The 17,987-nt window shown below is 61.9% G+C and carries 16 protein-coding genes; 8 read left to right on the top strand and 8 right to left on the bottom strand.

What is annotated here, in order from left to right:
- Window positions 1-252: 252 nt before the first annotated feature.
- The 5 genes from QMO82_RS17240 to glpK all read right to left on the bottom strand — a co-directional run bounded on the left by QMO82_RS17240 (window position 253) and on the right by glpK (window position 5,231).
- Window positions 253-720 (bottom strand): SRPBCC family protein, encoded by a 468-nt coding sequence (locus tag QMO82_RS17240; protein WP_183607962.1) that lies wholly within the window; start codon window positions 718-720, stop codon window positions 253-255.
- 89 nt (window positions 721-809) lie between these two features.
- Window positions 810-2,069, bottom strand: a complete 1,260-nt coding sequence (locus QMO82_RS17245; RefSeq protein WP_183607961.1) for an RNA polymerase sigma factor — start codon at window positions 2,067-2,069, stop codon at window positions 810-812.
- Complete coding sequence (locus QMO82_RS17250) at window positions 2,066-2,440, bottom strand: YciI family protein (protein ID WP_183607960.1); 375 nt, start codon at window positions 2,438-2,440, stop codon at window positions 2,066-2,068. Before QMO82_RS17250 ends, QMO82_RS17245 begins: the two co-directional genes overlap by 4 nt.
- Window positions 2,441-2,791: 351 nt before the next feature.
- Window positions 2,792-3,727: an LD-carboxypeptidase gene (locus QMO82_RS17255; protein ID WP_183607959.1), complete on the bottom strand. Its 936-nt coding sequence runs from the start codon at window positions 3,725-3,727 to the stop codon at window positions 2,792-2,794.
- Between the two features lie 10 nt (window positions 3,728-3,737).
- Window positions 3,738-5,231: a glycerol kinase GlpK gene (gene glpK / locus QMO82_RS17260; protein ID WP_183607958.1), complete on the bottom strand. Its 1,494-nt coding sequence runs from the start codon at window positions 5,229-5,231 to the stop codon at window positions 3,738-3,740.
- Window positions 5,232-5,486: 255 nt separating this feature from the next.
- On the opposite strand from glpK, the gene QMO82_RS17265 reads away from it, so the two are divergent.
- From QMO82_RS17265 to xdhC, 4 genes are all read left to right on the top strand, one after another.
- Entirely contained in the window at window positions 5,487-6,263 is a 777-nt protein-coding gene (locus QMO82_RS17265) for a 3-hydroxybutyrate dehydrogenase (RefSeq protein ID WP_183607957.1), read from the top strand.
- Window positions 6,264-6,291: 28 nt separating this feature from the next.
- Complete coding sequence (gene xdhA, locus QMO82_RS17270) at window positions 6,292-7,758, top strand: xanthine dehydrogenase small subunit (protein WP_183607956.1); 1,467 nt, start codon at window positions 6,292-6,294, stop codon at window positions 7,756-7,758.
- A 265-nt stretch (window positions 7,759-8,023) separates the two neighbouring features.
- Window positions 8,024-10,363, top strand: coding sequence for a xanthine dehydrogenase molybdopterin binding subunit (gene xdhB, locus QMO82_RS17275; RefSeq protein ID WP_183607955.1), 2,340 nt, complete (start codon window positions 8,024-8,026; stop codon window positions 10,361-10,363).
- Window positions 10,364-10,425: 62 nt separating this feature from the next.
- Window positions 10,426-11,241: a xanthine dehydrogenase accessory protein XdhC gene (xdhC, locus tag QMO82_RS17280; protein ID WP_183607954.1), complete on the top strand. Its 816-nt coding sequence runs from the start codon at window positions 10,426-10,428 to the stop codon at window positions 11,239-11,241.
- On the opposite strand, the gene QMO82_RS17285 is transcribed toward xdhC, so the two are convergent.
- On the bottom strand, window positions 11,217-11,408 hold the full coding sequence (locus QMO82_RS17285; protein WP_183607953.1) for a hypothetical protein: 192 nt from the start codon (window positions 11,406-11,408) through the stop codon (window positions 11,217-11,219). The genes xdhC and QMO82_RS17285 overlap by 25 nt on opposite strands.
- Before the next feature lie 101 nt (window positions 11,409-11,509).
- Here QMO82_RS17285 and QMO82_RS17290 point away from each other — a divergent pair, with 101 nt between their 5' ends.
- Window positions 11,510-12,406: a LysR substrate-binding domain-containing protein gene (locus QMO82_RS17290; protein ID WP_097620811.1), complete on the top strand. Its 897-nt coding sequence runs from the start codon at window positions 11,510-11,512 to the stop codon at window positions 12,404-12,406.
- Window positions 12,407-12,580: 174 nt separating this feature from the next.
- Here QMO82_RS17290 and QMO82_RS17295 read toward each other — a convergent pair whose 3' ends face one another.
- Together QMO82_RS17295 and QMO82_RS17300 are read right to left on the bottom strand one after the other, a co-directional pair.
- Complete coding sequence (locus tag QMO82_RS17295; protein ID WP_003565666.1) at window positions 12,581-12,913, bottom strand: hypothetical protein; 333 nt, start codon at window positions 12,911-12,913, stop codon at window positions 12,581-12,583.
- Between the two features lie 163 nt (window positions 12,914-13,076).
- Window positions 13,077-13,763 (bottom strand): Type 1 glutamine amidotransferase-like domain-containing protein, encoded by a 687-nt coding sequence (locus QMO82_RS17300; RefSeq protein ID WP_183607952.1) that lies wholly within the window; start codon window positions 13,761-13,763, stop codon window positions 13,077-13,079.
- A 126-nt stretch (window positions 13,764-13,889) separates the two neighbouring features.
- Between QMO82_RS17300 and puuD the strand changes: the two genes are divergently transcribed.
- The 3 genes from puuD (at window position 13,890) to QMO82_RS17315 (ending at window position 17,963) form a co-directional block, all read left to right on the top strand.
- Entirely contained in the window at window positions 13,890-15,128 is a 1,239-nt protein-coding gene (gene puuD / locus QMO82_RS17305; protein ID WP_183607951.1) for a urate hydroxylase PuuD, read from the top strand.
- Entirely contained in the window at window positions 15,125-16,432 is a 1,308-nt protein-coding gene (gene guaD, locus QMO82_RS17310) for a guanine deaminase (RefSeq protein ID WP_183607950.1), read from the top strand. Before puuD ends, guaD begins: the two co-directional genes overlap by 4 nt.
- A gap of 388 nt (window positions 16,433-16,820) precedes the next feature.
- Window positions 16,821-17,963 carry an alpha-hydroxy acid oxidase gene (locus tag QMO82_RS17315; protein ID WP_183607949.1) on the top strand — a complete coding sequence of 381 codons (1,143 nt, stop codon included), beginning with the start codon at window positions 16,821-16,823 and terminating at the stop codon, window positions 17,961-17,963.
- Window positions 17,964-17,987 lie beyond the last annotated feature (24 nt).

A 17,987-nucleotide genomic window follows, 5' to 3' on the forward strand; every position in this document is an offset into this window, starting at 1 on the left:
GCGAGATCACGCGTCACGCCGGTATAGAGCGTACCGTTGCGTGCAGATGCGAGGATGCAAACATAGCCCTTCATGCCAGCAGATTGACACAGGATAGCTTGGAAAGCACAGGGCAAAATCCTGCGCGCCCGGACCACAATTCGAATCTAAATTCAACGACTTCGATGCATCGGCGGAATCATCTTCCAATCGGCCTCACACAGCACTTGAAGCGTCGGGACGGTGCGGCTTGACCCGCGCCGTCCCCGTCGCTCACATCGTCGCCAGCAGTTCCGCCAGCTGGTCCGCCGCCTTGCCCCATCCCTCGTGGAAGCCCATTTTTTCGTGCGCTTCCTTATCTTCAGCGCGCCAGTGCAGGGCCTTGGCGGTGTATTTGGTCCTGCCGTTGCCGAGTTCTTCGAGCAGGATGATGCCCGTGAAGAAAGGTTTTTCCGACGCCACCCAGGCGCTGGTATAGGCATCGGTGAAGACGATCTTTTCGTTCTCGATGATTTCGAGATAGACGCCGCGGTTCGGATACTGATTACCCTCGGGATCCTGCATGACGATGACGTTGGAACCGCCGGGGCGGACGTCGAGCGTCGCTTCCGCCACGCCCCAGGGGCGCGGCACGAACCACTGCTTCAGCAGGTCGGGATCGGTCCATGCCCGGTAGATCTTCTCCCGCGGGGCATCGAATTCGCGAACAAGGACGAGTTCATGCTGCGTGCTGGCGGTCATTTCAACATCTCTCCGTTTGAATGAAACCTGTTTCGTATCAGGTTGTCGCAAGGACGCGTCGACGTTCGACATTCCGACAGCACGCCGAATTATTTTGCCATCGGCCGCGCGGCATCTTCCTGCATCTTGTCGATCTGGTGACGGATATGGGCGGCCTCCGCCGCCGACTGGGCAAGCGCGATGGCGCGATCGAAGGCTTCTCGCGCCTGGCCGTTGCGGCCGAGCTGCTTTAAGAGATTGCCGCGCAGGCCATGATAATAGAAATAGCCGTCGAGCTTCTCGCCAAGCGGATCGACGAGATCGAGCGCTTCCTGCGGCCCCTGCAATTTGGAAATCACCACTGCCCGGTTGAGCGTGACGACGGGGGATGGCTGGATACGTTCCAGCGCGCGATAGAGCAGATCGATCTCGACCCAGTCGGTATCTTCAGCCCGTTTAGCCCGGGAATGAATCGCGGCAATCGCCGCCTGAAGCTGGAAGGGCCCGGGCCGGCGGTGACGCAGCGCTTTGTCGAGCAGCGCCAGCGCCTCGTTGATGAAAGGCTGGTTCCAGAGCGAACGGTCCTGATCCTCGAGCAGCACGATTTCATCCTCGGCGCTGAAGCGCGCCGGCCGGCGCGAAATCTGCAGAAGCATCAGCGCAAGCAGCCCCATCAGCTCCGGTTCGGACGGAAACATATGCAGCATCAGCCGAGCCAGCCGGATTGCCTCGTCGCTGAAGGCCGCCGCCTCATGCCTGGGATCGGCCTGACTGTAGCCCTCGTTGAAGATGAGATAGATCATCGTACTGACGATCGAAAGCCGTTCGGCCCTCTCCTCGGGGCTCGGCGTTTCGAAAGGCACGCCCGCCTTGGCCACACGCGCCTTGGCCCGGGTGATGCGCTGCTCCATGGCGCTTTCGGACACCAGGAAGGCACGGGCGATCTGCGGCACCGAAAGGCCGGAGACGATGCGCAGCGCCAGCGCGATCTGCTGGGTCGCCGGCAGGTCCGGGTGACAGCAGATGAAGAGAAGCCGCAGGATGTCGTCGCGATAATGGGAATCGTCCAGCCGCTCGGCGATATCGCTTTCGGCATCCTCTGTATCGGAGATTACGTCTTCATCCGGCAGGGCCTGGAGCTTCGACCGCTTGCGCACGGCATCGATGCCGCTGTTGCGCCCGACGAAGATGAGCCAGGCTGTGGGATCGCGCGGCGGCCCCTTTTCCGGCCATGTCCGGATCGCCCTCAGGCATGCCTCCTGGAACGCCTCTTCCGCCGTATCGAGATTGCGGAAATAGCGCAGCAGCGCGCCGAGCGCCTTCGGGCGGGCCGAGGCAAGCGCGAGGTCGATCCAGGCAATGTCTGTCATGATGAAGCATCTCCGGGCCTGAAGACGTAGAAAGGCCGAATTTCGTAAGAGGTGGAGCCGGGATTGACGGAGGAAAGCTGCTTCGAGAAGGCCACCGCCTCATCGAGCGTGTCGAAATCAACCACATAGAAGCCGAGAAGTGCCTCTTTCGTTTCCGCGAAGGGACCGTCGATGACGAGGGCCTCGTCCTTGCCCTTGCGCACCGTGGTCGCCGCCGTCGTCGGCATCAGCCGGCCGACGGGGCCGAGCTTGCCGGCTTGGGCAAGCGGTTCCTGCACGGCATAAAGCTTCTCCATGACGGCAGCCTCCTCCTCCTTGGTCCAGGCGAAGACGGTTTCCTCATGGGCGTAACAAAGGATTGCGTAAAGCATCGATCACTCCTCTTTCCGAATGACGAAGGAGTACCGCCTCGACCGACAGCGTGCATCAAAAAATTATTGATCGGAAAGTGACTGAACTCGATGGGAGCGCCGCAGCTGGCCATGCTAGCGGGCGCCAACTCGGCGGCGAGAACGTGATCTCCTGGAGCACGGCAACGCCGTGGTTGAAACAGAAGTAACGAGAACAGACGGGCGACCCTCACCGCCTTGCTTTCAGCCGAATTAGCCGGGGTTGCGGGTTAGGCTACAAAATTGCCCTCATGACGTCCGCCGAATGGCGCAAGTACAATGCCCATCAATGCCGTACACCTAGCTCAAATGCCGACGATGCCACGAAAAGCGTTACTGTAATGCAGACTGAGAAACCATAAGCCGCCTATTCCTCGCATCAAGTATCGCCATCGCGCCGATCGGCACGCTAAGCGGCCAGTCGCCGTGACCGAGCGGCAATCCACCAAGGATGGGCACTTCAAACCTTCCAAGATGATCGCGCAGGAGGTCGACAAGAACCGGATAGCGGGCATCGTCGAAACCGGTAAACTGTCCGATCGCGAAGCCGGCAACCCCATCAAGATGTCCCGCCTTGCGGAGCATGGTCAGTTCACGGTCTACCTGCCCGATGCCGATGCTGACGGCCTCGATCAACAGGATAGCACCTGCCAGATTCGGCAGCGACCAGCCAGCGCAGGTCGCGATCATGCTGAGATTGCCGCCGATCAGTCGCCCCCTTGCCAGGCCATCCGTCGTTGTCGCAATTGTCGGTTCGCTCTCGCGGGCATCGAGCACGTAATCCGCCCCGCTCGTCAGCAAACGAAACAGGCAATCGCCACCGCTATTAGTGTCAGATGGCCAAGTCGCATCGTCCATCAAGGCTCCGTGGACGCCGACCAGCCGGCATTCCTTCCAAAGCACCAGATGCAGGGCGGTGATATCACTGAAACCTACGAGTGGTTTTGGATCCCTCCGTACTGCCTCGAAATCAAGTTGCTCCGAAATGCGAAAGGAGCCCTTGCCGCCGCGCGTCGCAAAAATCGCGCGCACCTCGGGGTCTCTCAGCGCTTCGTTGAGATCGGCCAGCCGGTCCTCGTCTCTACCGGCGAGATAGCCGAATTTGTCGAAGGCATGCGATCCAAAATCGACATGGAAGCCCCAGCTTTCCAGCACCTTCGCCCGCGCCAGGACTGCTTCCTTCTCCGGCGTACTGGCGGGTGAAACGAAGCGTATTTTGTCGCCCGCCTTAAGCCGCGGCGGCACCAGTATCGGCGGTTCGGTCAGCATGGAAGATCCCTCAGATTTCGCTCAGCGTCCGCTTCACCGCATTCTTCCAGCCCTTGAGCTTTGCCGCCCGCAGCTTCTCGTCCATGTCGGGCTCGAACCGCCGATCCCGTTTCCACGTGGCCGAGAAACCGTCCCTGTCCGGCCAAACCCCTGCCCGGCTGCCGGCGAGCCAGGCCGCACCGAGTGCCGTCGTTTCGAGAATGACCGGACGGTCGACCGGCGCGTCGAGCAGGTCGGCAAGCCGCTGCATCGTCCAGTCGGAGGCGACCATGCCGCCGTCGACGCGCAGCACCGTGTCGTCGCCGCCGTTCTTCCAGTCCTTCTGCATGGCATCGAGCAGATCACGGGTCTGGTAGCAGACGGCTTCAAGCGCCGCCCTGGAAAGCTCCGCCGGGCCGCTGTTGCGCGTCAGCCCGAAGATCGCGCCACGCGCCTTGGCATCCCAATGCGGTGCGCCGAGGCCGGTGAAGGCGGGCACGAGATAGACCTCCTGCGTCGGGTCGGCCTTTTCAGCCAGCGCGTTGGTATCGCCGGCCTTGCCGATGATGCCGAGCCCGTCACGCAGCCACTGCACGGCGGCACCGGCGATGAAGATCGACCCTTCAAGCGCATAGGTCGTCTCGCCGTTCAGGCGATAGGCAATGGTGGTCAGCAGCCGGTTTTTCGAACGCACCATATCTGCGCCGGTGTTCAGCAGCGCGAAACAGCCGGTGCCGTAGGTCGATTTCAGCATGCCTGGCTGAAAACACGCCTGGCCGACGGTCGCCGCCTGCTGGTCACCGGCAACACCGAGGATCGGGATCGCGGCGCCGAAGATATCGGGATCGACCATGCCGAATTCGGCGGCGCAGTCCTTGACCTCCGGCAACATGGCTGCCGGGACTCGCAGTATATCGAGCAGATCCTCGTCCCAGGCGTTCTCGGCGATATTGTACATCAGCGTGCGTGAGGCATTGGTGGCATCGGTGACGAAACTCTTGCCGCCGGTCAGCCGCCAAATCAGGAAGGTGTCGATCGTGCCGAAGCACAGATCGCCTTTGGCAGCACGCGCCCTGGCACCCTTCACATTGGCGAGCATCCAGGAAAGTTTCGTGCCGGAAAAATAGGGATCAAGGATCAGGCCGGTCTTCTTCGTGAACAGCCGCTCGAGATCCTGCCGTTTCAGATTGTCGCAATAGCTTGCCGTGCGCCGGTCCTGCCAGACGATGGCGTTCTGGATCGGCCGGCCCGTCCCGCGCTCCCAGACGACCACCGTTTCGCGCTGGTTGGTGATGCCCAGCGCGGCAATATCCTTGGCCGTGATTCCAGCCTCGCGCAACGCCATATGGACGGTGGAGACGACCGAATCCCAGATCTCCTCGGGATCGTGTTCGACCCAGCCGGAGCGTGGATAGATCTGAGTGAATTCCTTCTGGCCCTTGCCGGCGACATGCATGTCGCCATCGAATACGATCGCCCGCGTCGATGTCGTTCCCTGATCGATCGCCAGAACATATCCGCTCATGAAAACCCTCCCGCTAGAGCAATTCCAGCAAAAGTGCGCAGCGGTTTGCGTCCGGAATTGCGTGAAACAAAGAGATAGAGCATTTCCGTGATTCGGAGAAAAACCGAAATGCTCCATGTCGATTGTCGTGACAAATCAATAGGACACGGATGCAAGCGAGAAAAGCGAATAAAGCGGAATTGCCAGCCCGCGGGCTTTAGGCATAACCTCGCCCCTAACGTTGCAACGCAGCATCGCGATCTCGGGAGAAACAGCATGAGCAGAACAGTCGTCGTCACCGGCTCCACCAGCGGCATCGGCCTTGCGATCGCCACGGCCTTCGCCGAAACCGGCGACAACGTCGTCATCAACGGTTTCGGAAATGCCGATGAAATCAAGGCGATCGTCGCGCGGCTTGAATCAGTGTCCAAAGGCCGGGCGCTCTATCATCCCGCCGATATGACGAAGCCCGCCGAGATCGCCGACCTGATCGAAACGGCTGCCGAGACCTTCGGCAGCGTCGACGTCCTGGTCAACAATGCTGGCATCCAGCATGTTGAGAAGATCGAGGATTTCCCGATCGAGAAATGGGACCAGATCATCGCCATCAATCTGTCGAGCTCTTTCCACACCATGCGCGCCGCCATTCCGCTGATGAAGGCGAAGAAGCATGGCCGCATCATCAACATCGCCTCGGCCCACGGGCTCGTCGCCTCCCCGTTCAAATCCGCCTATGTCGCGGCAAAACATGGTATATTGGGCCTGACGAAGACGGCAGCCCTTGAGCTTGCCGAGTTCGGCGTGACGGTGAATGCCATCTGCCCCGGCTATGTGCTGACGCCGCTGGTCGAGAAGCAGATCCCGGATACCGCCAAGGCGCGCGGCATGACCGAGGAACAGGTGAAGAGTGAGGTCATCCTCAAGGCGCAGCCGACCCGTGAATTCGTCAAGGCCGAGGAGATCGGCGCACTGTCGCTTTACCTCGCCAGCGACGCCGCCCGCCAAGTGACCGGAACCCACATCTCGATTGACGGTGGCTGGACGGCGGCTTAACCATTTGGAAAAAACAACCGGGACTATCATGAACGACAGCATCCGCTTCATCCTTAATGGCGAAGACATCGCGCTCACCGATGTCGGGCCGACCGAGACGCTTCTCGATTTTCTGCGGTTGAAGCGACGGCTGACGGGCACCAAAGAAGGATGCGCGGAAGGCGATTGCGGCGCCTGCACCGTGCTCGTCGGCAGGCTGGCCGATGGCAAGCTCGCCTACGAATCCGTCAATGCCTGTATCCGTTTCATGGGCTCGCTGCACGCCACCCATGTGGTGACCGTCGAGCACCTGGCAGGCCGCGACGGCGCGCTGCATCCGGTGCAGCAGGCACTTGTGGATTGCCATGGCTCGCAATGCGGCTTCTGCACGCCCGGCTTCGTCATGTCGCTCTACGGCCTTTGGCTGACGAAGGAAAAGCCAAACCGTCAGGAAATCGAAAAGGCGCTGCAAGGCAATCTCTGTCGCTGCACGGGCTACGAGCCGATCGTCAAGGCGGCCGAGCAGGTGAGCCAGATGCGGCCGAGCGCGCTCTTCGACCCGCTGGAGCGGACGCGTTCGGAAATCATCGCGCGGCTCTGGGCCATGCAGGCGAGCGGCACGATCAGGATTGCGAGCGGCGAAGACCGGCTGATCGTGCCGGCTTCGCTCCAGGCGCTCGCCGAAATCCTCGCGCAGGAGCCCGGCGCCATTGTGGTCGCCGGCTCGACCGATGTCGGCCTCTGGGTGACAAAGCAGATGCGCAAGCTGAGCCCGGTCGTCTTCATCAATCACTTGAGCGAACTGCAATCGGTCACGGAAGGCGATGACGGCGTTACCCTCGGCGCCGGTGTCAGCTACACCAGAGCCTTCGAGGCGCTTTCCAGGAAAATCCCGGCGCTCGGGCGGCTGATCGATCGCATCGGCGGCGAACAGGTGCGCAACATGGGCACGATCGGCGGTAATATCGCCAACGGCTCGCCGATCGGCGACAGTCCGCCGCCGCTGATCGCGCTCGGCGCGACGCTGACGCTGCGGTCCCTGCAAGGCCAGCGCAGAATGCCGCTCGAGGATTTCTTCATCGCCTATGGCCAACAAGACCGGAAACCCGGCGAATTCGTCGAAAGCGTCTTCGTGCCCTATCCCAAGGCAACCAGCCACTTTGCCGCCTACAAGATCACCAAGCGCCGCGACGAGGACATCACCGCCGTGCTCGGCGCCTTCCTGCTGACGCTCGACGACGCCGAGGTGATCACCGAGATCCGCATCGCCTTCGGCGGCATGGCGGCAACACCGAAACGCGCCCGCACGGTGGAGGCCGAACTGATCGGCAAACCCTGGACGGAAGCGACGATCGAGGCCGCCCGCCCCGCCTTCGACGCCGACTACCAGCCGCTCACCGACTGGCGCGCTACGGCCGAATACCGGCAACTGACGGCAAAGAACCTGTTGACGCGGTTCTATCTAGAGACCGTCGGCGCGCCGGCCGAACTGAAGCGGTTCGAGGAGGTGGCGTGATGGAAAAATCGATCTTCAGCCTGATCTCCAAGACCTGGTCGCAGGCTTCGATGGGAACGGTCGCGGTCGCCTCCCCTCCCTCATTCCTGTGCTTGTCACAGGAATCCAGAGCGCCCAAGTCCTTGGGCGCGGGAGACCTTACTTTGCCGTCATATGAGTCATTCCCCGCGCCGACGCGCGGTGGCTGGATTCCTGTGACGAGCACAGGAATGAGGGAGTATGAGGCAACGACACTCCCCTTCGTCATACTCGAAGGACACCGCTAATGGACAAGTCCACCTTTGAAGACCGCAAGGCCATCATATCAGGCCCCATGCACGGCTCGCTGCGCCATGATTCAGCGCATAAGCACGTCACCGGAACCGCCGATTATATCGACGACATCCCCGAACCCGCCGGCCTTCTGCACGGCGCCCTCGGCCTCTCCGACCGGGCGCATGCCGAAATCACCGGCATCGACCTGTCCGAAGTCGCCGCCTATCCCGGCGTCGTCTGGGTCTTCACCGGCAAGGACGTGCCCGGCGTCAACGATGTCAGTTCCAACGGCAGCCATGACGAGCCGCTGCTGGCCGAGACTTTGGTTCAGTTCCACGGCCAGCCGATCTTTGCCGTCATCGCCGAGACGCGGGATGCCGCCCGCCGCGCCGCGCGGCTGGCAAAGATCGACTATCGCGACCTGCCGCACTGGAGCGATATCGACGGGGCACTGGCCAATGGCAGCCCGCTAGTCATCACCCCAATGACGCTCCGGCGCGGCGAGCCGGAAACGGAAATGACGAATGCCGCCATGCGTCTGAAAGGTCAGATGCGCATCGGCGGCCAGGAGCATTTCTACCTCGAAGGTCATATCGCCGCGGCGATCCCCGGCGAGGACGACGAGGTGACCGTCTGGTCCTCGACGCAGCATCCGAGCGAGATCCAGCATATCGTCGGCCACGTGCTCGATATCCCTTCCAATGCCGTGACCGTCAATGTCCGCCGCATGGGCGGCGGCTTCGGCGGCAAGGAGACGCAGGGCAACCAGTTCGCAGCCCTCGCCGCCATCGCCGCCAAGAAGCTCGGCCGCGCCATCAAATTCCGCCCGGACCGCGACGAGGACATGAGCGCCACCGGCAAGCGCCACGATTTCCTCGTCGATTACGAGGTGGGCTTCGATGCCGATGGCCGCATCCACGCGGTCGACGCCACCTATGCGGCGCGCTGCGGCTTCTCCTCCGACCTGTCGGGACCAGTAACCGACAGAGCCCTCTTCCATGCCGATTCCAGCTATTTCTACCCGCATGTGCACCTGGTCTCAAAGCCACTGAAAACCCACACCGTTTCCAACACCGCCTTCCGCGGTTTCGGCGGCCCGCAGGGCATGCTCGGCGCCGAGCGATTCATCGAGGAGATCGCCTATGCCCTCGGCAAGGATCCGCTCGATGTCCGCAAGCTGAATTTCTACGGCCAGCCGGGCTCCGGGCGCACGCTCACGCCTTACCACCAAGAGGTCGAGGACAATATCATCGCCCGTGTCGTCGAGGAGCTCGAGGAAACCGCCGAATACCGGGCGCGGCGCAATGCCATCATCGCCTTCAACCGCGACAGCCGCTATATCAGAAAGGGCATCGCGCTGACGCCGGTCAAATTCGGCATCTCCTTCACGATGACCGCCTTCAACCAGGCCGGCGCCCTCGTCCACATCTACCAGGACGGCTCGATCCACCTGAACCATGGCGGCACCGAAATGGGCCAGGGCCTCTACACCAAGGTGGCGCAGGTGCTGGCCGACAGCTTCCAGGTCGATATCGACCGGGTGAAGATCACCGCGACGACGACGGCCAAGGTGCCGAACACCTCGGCCACCGCCGCTTCCTCCGGTTCCGACCTGAACGGCATGGCAGCCTTCGACGCCGCCCGCCAGATCAAGGAACGGCTGGTGGCCTTCGCCGCCGAAAAATGGGACGTTGGCCCCGCCGACGTCGTCTTCCTGCCGAACCGGGTGCGTGTCGGCGAAATCGAGATCCCCTTCCCCGATTTCATCAAGCAGGCCTATTTCGCCCGCGTCCAGCTTTCCGCCGCCGGCTTCTACAAGACGCCGAAGATCCACTGGGACCGCAAGGCCGGCCGCGGCACGCCCTTCTACTATTTCGCCTACGGCGCCGCCTGCACCGAAGTGTCGATCGACACGCTGACCGGCGAATATCTGATCGACCGCACCGACATCCTCCACGATGTCGGCCGCTCGCTGAACCCGGCGATCGACCTCGGCCAGGTCGAGGGCGCCTTCGTGCAGGGCATGGGCTGGCTGACGACCGAAGAGCTCTGGTGGGATGCCAAGGGCCGGTTGCGCACCCATGCGCCCTCGACCTACAAGATTCCGCTCGCCTCCGACCGCCCGAAAATCTTCAACGTGCGCCTCGCCGAGTGGTCGGAGAACACCGAGGCCACCATCGGCCGCTCCAAGGCCGTCGGCGAACCACCCTTCATGCTGGCGATCTCAGTGCTGGAGGCCCTGTCGATGGCGGTGGCAAGTGTCGCCGACTACAAGGTCTGCCCGAGGCTGGACGCGCCGGCGACGCCCGAACGGGTGCTGATGGCGGTCGAGCGGATGAAGCGGGTGTAGCAGATGGAAACGCGTCCGGCTCGTTTGTTGGCCTCGGCGGCCAACCCATCGGCCCTCCACCCATGACCGACCTCTCCAGCTTCATCGCCACCCACCCGGACAGCATCCTCATCGACATCACCGGCACGCAAGGCTCCACCCCGCGTGAGGCCGGCACCTTCATGCTGGTATCGCCAACCGCCTTATGGGGCACGATCGGCGGCGGCCAGTTCGAGTTCATGGCGATCGGCAATGCGCGGGAGATGCTGGCGGGAACCGGCGGAATGGTGGAGATGGATATCCCACTCGGCCCCGACATCGGCCAGTGCTGCGGCGGGCGCACGCAATTGCGGTTTCGCCGGATGACACAGGCGGTCGCCGAAGAAATCGACGCCAGGCGAACCAGTGAGATCGAGCGTCTGCCGCAGGTCTATCTCTTCGGCGCCGGTCATGTCGGCCGGGCGCTGGCCGCGGCCTTGGCGCCGCTGCCGCTGTCGGTGACGGTCGTCGAGACGCGGCAGGAAGAACTCGCCAATCTGCCGGATGAAACCAAGACGCGGCTCGTGCCGATGCCGGAAGCACTGGTGAAGGATATTGCCGCCGGCGGCGCGGTGATCATCCTGACACACGACCATGCGCTGGATTTCCTCATTGCCCGCGAGGCGCTGGAGCGGACCGACCTCGCCTATACCGGCATGATCGGCTCGGCGACCAAACGCGCCACCTTCGCAAGCTGGCTTTCCCGCGAGGGCAGCGGAGAGCGCGGCTGGTTGGAGCGGCTGACGCTGCCGATCGGCGGCTCTGAAGTCAGGGACAAGCGCCCTGAGGTGATCGCCGCCATGACCGCCGCCGAGATCCTGACGGCGCTCGCTGCCTACCGCATGCGCTCGTCCTCGTAATAGGGATCGCGCCCGTCGAGGAAACCGAGATCGCGCTTGACGCGATCCGGCGCCGCGTCGAGATCGAGGCTGGGCATGCGCCAGATCCGCGCCAGCCGGCCGCCGATGCGCCGGAAAATTCCGATGGTCGGCTGCGGCGGGCTCTGTTCGACAACATAGCAATCCATGACATCACCTCGATGGTTTGATGGTATGAGTTGCAGTTTGACGGTAAAAATGCTGCAATTCCAATCGAACGACCGTCTGCCTGCATCAAGAGAACTTATCCATGAAACTCTCCAAACAATTCCCGCTGAATGCGCTGCGCGTCTTCGAGGCCGCTGCCCGGCTGGGAAGTTTCACCAAGGCGGGCGACGAACTCGGCATGACGCAGACGGCCGTCAGCTACCAGATCAAGCTCTTGGAGGAGAATGTCGGCGAGCCGCTCTTCCTGCGCCGTCCCCGCCAGATCGCGCTGACGGAGACCGGCGAGCGGCTGGCGCCGAAGGTGACCGAAGCCTTTGCCATGCTGCACGACGCGATGGCGACGGCGCGCGACAGCGTCGAAGGCACGCTCGCCATCAGTTCGACCCATACCTTCGCCTCGAAATGGCTGGCGCCGCGCCTCGGCTCTTTCCACTTGAAGCATCCGGCGATCGCGGTGCGCTTTCAGGCGAGCTCCGACATCATCGATTTTACCCGCGAGCAGATCGATGTCGGCATCCGCTGGGGCGACGGCAACTGGCCGGGGCTGGTGCTGCACCGGCTGATGGGCCTGGAGTTCACCCCGATGCTGAGCCCGAAGCTGGCGGAATCGGCAGGCGGCATCAAGGAGCCGCGCGATCTCCTGAATTTCGATCTCTTCGACGCCGGCGACATCTGGTGGAAACAATGGTTCGAGGCAGCCGGCGTCACCGAGACGGATCTCGATCGCCGCCCGCGCAACCAGCTCGGCTCCCAGGCTGTGGAAGCCGATGCCGCCATCGCCGGCCACGGCGTCGCCATCCTCCATCCGGCCTTCTATGCGGCCGAGATCGCCCTTGGCCGGCTCTACCAGCCCTTCGAACTGACGCGCAGCGACGGCAAGGCCTACTGGCTCGTCTATCCGGAAAACCGCCGCAACGTGCCGAAGATCAAGGCCTTCCGCAATTGGATCCTCGACGAGATGAAGATCGCTGGAAACTAGAGCAATTCCTGGAAAGGGGTGAAGCGGTTTTGCCAGGCAAAGCGTGAAACGCTTTTGCCGGGAATTGCGCGGAAAACAAAGAGAGAGCATTTTCGTGATTCGAAGAAAGACGGAAATGCTTCCCGTCATGACCGGACCCGGCTCAACAGCCGGGTCCGATACTGTGGCCAAACGTCAATATCCCATTTCCGGCGCATAGAAACAGCGCGGCGTATCTTCGTTTGGGAACAGGCAGAGATGATAGTCGTTGTCGCCGGATTGCATCGCCTTCGTCATCGGCAGCAGGAAGACATGAGCATGCGTGACCAGCCGGTGGTCGCCCGGCAGCAGGGTTACACGATATCCGCCCGGCGTCACCGCCACGCTTTTCGAAGGGATCATTTGGCAATCGCCATTATGACTGTCGCCGTTGCAACAATAGGGGTCATAACTCCATCCGGAAGGTGCGTCGTGAGCCGTCGCCAGCGACGCATACGCAATCATCACACACGTCAGAATGCTGCGCATGGGCATCTTCTCCGTTGATGAATGCGCCGCCGATGATCTAACGTTTCTTATTTATTCCGGCGGCCTTAAACATAACTGTAATCGAGTCGTCGTCGTTTCGAGGTTCGCTATAATAGCAGACCGAGTACAAGACGGGGATAATGCACAGTCTTCTCGGCAGCTTTTAGGCACGGCACAGCAGATCGGCGATCCGGCCGCGATCGGCAGCTTCGGCAAAACCGGCGGAAATCATCAGCGGAGCGCCAAAGATTTCGACGAGCCCGTTGCCGAGGATGAGACCCTCGCCGTCCCGGCACGCGAGAATGGAATTTGCCGTCGTCTCGCTGTAGCGCAGCAGCGCGGGGAGATAGTCGGGATCGTCGTTCAGATGCGGAAAGAACTCGAAGGGCACCAGATCGAGAGCCGCGCCATCCCGCACCGTATCAGGGGAACCGCCGGAAAAGAGCGCGTCTGCGGCGATCGTCGGCGTCATCAAAATCGCCCCGGCACTGGTTCCGATAAGAATACCGTCGTCACGCGCCCATGCGCGCAGCTTCTCCAGCATGCCGCTTTGTCGCAGCCGTCTCAGAAAATCGCCGGTGTGGCCGCCGGTGAGATGAATGGCGCTACAGGAAAACAGCCGGCCGATCTCCTCCTCACCGGAAAGCGCGTCGAGATCGAGGAAGAGATCGAGGGAAAGCCCGTAGCGGAGATAATACTGCCGTTTCTCGTTGAAAAACTCCCGCTGCGGCTCCGGGCCAGAAGCGATATAGCCGATGCGGTGGCCGCGCGACAGAATGAGCGCGGCAAGCCGCCGGTCCATCGGCGCGTTATCGGCGATGAACTGATCGCTGTAGAGCGCGGTAATCATTCCATTGCTCCTTCGGCCTCGCCACCGTTGCGGAAATCAGTTCGCATGTGCAGTCTTTCAATCTCCTCTTCCCTCCCCGCCAAAATTTCCGCAATGTCACGAGTCGGAGGAAGATAGGGGAACTCGATGTATGAATATGCCATAGCATGGGAATGGCTCGCCTTCGCGGCGCGCTGGTTCCATGTCATTACCGCGATCGCCTGGATCGGATCGTCCTTCTATTTCATCGCGCTCGATCTCGGGCTGGTGAAACGCCCGCATCTGCCGCCCGGCGCCTATGGCGAGGAATGGCAGGTCCATGGCGGCGGCTTCTATCATATCCAGAAATATCTGGTGGCGCCCGCGCAAATGCCGGAGCACCTGACCTGGTTCAAATACGAAAGCTATTTCACCTGGATATCAGGCTTCCTGATGCTCTGCATCGTCTATTACGGCGGCGCCGATCTCTTCCTCATCGACCGGCATGTGCTCGATATCAGCCCGCCGGTGGCGATCCTGATCTCGCTGGCATCGCTCGTTTTCGGCTGGATCGTCTATGATCTGCTCTGCAAATCCCCGCTTGGGCGCAACACCTGGGGGCTGATGGCGGTGCTCTATGTCGTGCTCGTCTTCATGGCCTGGGGATATACGCAGCTTTTCACCGGCCGTGCCGCCTTCCTGCATCTCGGCGCCTTCACCGCGACGATCATGTCGGCCAACGTCTTCATGATCATCATCCCGAACCAGAAGATCGTCGTTGCCGATCTCATCGCCGGGCGGACGCCCGATCCGAAATACGGGCAGGTCGCCAAGCAGCGTTCGCTGCACAACAACTACCTGACGCTGCCCGTCATCTTCTTCATGCTGTCGAACCACTATCCGCTGGCCTTCGGCACGGCGTTCAACTGGGTGATCGCCGCCCTGGTCTTCCTGATGGGCGTCACCATCCGCCACTGGTTCAACACCACCCATGCAAGAAAAGGGCGGCCGACCTGGACCTGGATCGTCACCGTCATCCTTTTCATCCTGATCATGTGGCTTTCGACCGTGCCGAAGCTGCTGACCGGCGAAACGGATGCGGCAGCCGTCGCCCCCGCCTTCCAGCAATTCGCCGGCGATCCGCATTTTCCGGCCGTCAAGCAGTTGGTCTCGACGCGCTGTTCCATGTGCCATTCGGCCGAGCCCGTCTATGAGGGCATCGTCCGCCCGCCGAAGGGCGTAATGCTCGAAAATGACGCGGAAATCGCCGCCCATGCCCGCGAAATCTATATACAGGCGGGCCGCAGCCATGCCATGCCGCCGGGCAACATCACCGATATTACGCCTGACGAACGCAAGCTGCTCGTCGCCTGGTTCGAAAGCGCAGTCGAAGGCAAGAAACAATGACGACAACACTCCTGCGCGGCCGCCTGCTGTCCTTCCACCGCGCGCCGCTGAGCCTGACCGACAGCCAAAGCTATCTCTACGAGGAGGATGGCGGCCTGCTGATCACGGACGGGCTGATCGCAGCGGTCGGCCCTTATGCCGAGGTCAAGGCAAAAACAGCCGAAGGCGCGGCCGAGATCGACCATCGTCCGCATCTGATCATGCCCGGCTTCATCGACATGCACCTGCATTTTCCGCAGATGCAGGTCATCGCCTCCTATGCCGCCAACCTGCTCGAATGGTTGAACAGCTACACCTTCCCCGAGGAATGCCGGTTCGTCGAAAGCGCGCATGCTGAAAGGATCGCCACGCATTTCTACGACGAGCTGATCCGCCACGGCACGACGACGGCAGTTGCCTATTGCTCCGTGCACAAGACCTCGGCCGATGCCTTCTTCGCCGAGGCGATGAAGCGCAATATGCGCATGGTCGGCGGCAAGGTGATGATGGACCGCAACGCCCCGCAGGGCCTGCTCGACACGCCGGAGATGGGTTACGACGAGACCCGCCAGGTGATCGCGGACTGGCACGGCAAGGGCCGCAACCACGTCGCCATCACCCCGCGCTTCGCCATCACCTCGACGCCGGCGCAGATGGAAGCGACATCAGCTCTCGTCCGCGAATTTCCCGACCTGCACATCCAGACGCATCTTTCGGAAAACCACGACGAGATCAAATTCACCTGTGAGCTCTATCCCGAGGCGATCGACTATACCGACATCTACGCCCGCTACGGCCTGCTCGGACCGAAGAGCCTCTTCGGCCACGCCATCCACCTGTCCGAGCGTGAAGCCGATGTCATGAGCGAGACGGGCGCCGTTGCCGTCCACTGCCCGACCTCGAACCTCTTCCTCGGCTCCGGCCTGTTTCCGTTGAAGGCGCTGGCACGACGTGAAAAGCCGGTCCGCATTGGCGTGGCGACCGATATCGGCGGCGGCTCCAGCTATTCGATGCTGAAGACCATGGATGAGGCCTACAAGATCCAGCAGTTGCTCGGCGAACGGCTGAACCCGCTGGAAAGCTATTACCTGATGACCCGCGGCAATGCCGAGGCGCTGTCGCTGACGGACCGGATCGGCACATTGGAACCCGGCACCGAAGCCGATCTCGTCGTCCTCGATGCGACCGCGACCCCGGCCATGGCGCTGAAGATGGAAGTGGTGAAGACGCTGCCCGAGGAACTCTTCCTCTTGCAGACGATGGGCGACGACCGGGCGATCGCCGAGACCTACGTGGCCGGTATTGCCTTGAAAGCAGGGCTTTGACGATATCGGCTGCCCCCAAAGCGGGACCGTGTAAGCTGTCTGACGCGGCTAGAGCCTTTCCGTATTAGATTGAAGCATTCTGTTGGCTCAAACGGCGTCGGATAGTCGACCGGCCGGCGCGCGTCGTAGCCCAGTTCTACGGCCAAGCCGGCCGGTCGATCAGCCGGCCCGTTTCGCCAACCCGGAGGGCCGGGCATCTTTGCGCCAGGATCAAAGGCGATCGGCTCGGACGTACCCTGGGTATGCCCGTCGCCAATCGCCTTTGCCCTGAAGAAAACCTGCTCCGGCAGAATGCTTCAATCTACCCGGAAAGGCTCTAGTTTCCCATAACGCCCTTCCGAATTTCATGTTACGCCGATAGCCGCGTTCAGATGTGAAGGTTCCATTCATGGCCACTCCGCTCACCATCGCCGACCTGAAGAAGCTCGCCCGGCGCCGCGTTCCGAAGATGTTTTTCGACTATGCGGATTCAGGCTCCTGGACGGAGTCGACCTATGCCGCGAACGAAAGCGATTTCAGCCGGATCAAGCTGCGCCAGCGCGTGCTGGTCGACATGAGCAACCGCACGCTGGAAACGACGATGATCGGTCAGAAAGTGTCGATGCCGGTGGCGCTCGCGCCGACCGGTATGACCGGTATGCAGCATGCCGACGGCGAGATGCTGGCGGCGCGCGCGGCGGAAGAATTCGGCGTTCCCTTCACGCTTTCGACGATGAGCATCTGCTCGATCGAGGACGTCGCCTCAGCAACGACGCGTCCCTTCTGGTTCCAGCTTTACGTGATGAGGGACAAGGATTTCGTCCTCGACCTCATCCGTCGCGCCAAGGCCGCCAAATGTTCGGCGCTGGTGCTGACGGCCGACCTGCAGATCCTCGGCCAGCGCCACAAGGACCTGCGCAACGGCCTCTCGGCCCCACCGAAATTAACCGCGAAACATATCTGGCAGATGGCGATGCGGCCGTTCTGGTGCCTCGACATGCTGCAGACGAAGCGCCGATACTACGGCAACATCGTCGGTCATGCGAAAAATGTCACAAATGTCGCCTCCGTATCCACGTTCGCGCACGAGCAATTCGACCCGCGGCTGTCCTGGGCTGACGTCGCCTGGATCAAGGAGCAATGGGGCGGCCCGCTGATCATCAAGGGCATACTCGATCCGGAAGATGCCAAGGCAGCCGTCGATACCGGCGCGGACGCGATCATCGTCTCCAATCACGGCGGCCGCCAGCTTGATGGCGCGCCCTCCTCGATCAGCATGCTGCCGAAGATCGTCGATGCCGTCGGCGACAGCATCGAAGTCCATCTCGATGGCGGCATCCGCTCCGGCCAGGACGTGCTGAAGGCAGTAGCGCTCGGCGCGAAGGGCACGTATATCGGCCGTCCTTTCCTCTATGGTCTCGGCGCCATGGGCAAGCAAGGCGTGTCGCTGGCGCTCGGCATCATCCGCAAGGAGATGGACATCACCATGGCGCTGTGCGGCAAACGCGACATCAACGATGTGAATTCTTCGATCATCGACGGCCGGCAATAACCTGCCAGACACGCACCGGCGAGC

Source organism: Rhizobium sp. BT04 (genome assembly GCF_030053135.1).
GTDB classification, from domain to species: domain Bacteria; phylum Pseudomonadota; class Alphaproteobacteria; order Rhizobiales; family Rhizobiaceae; genus Rhizobium; species Rhizobium binxianense.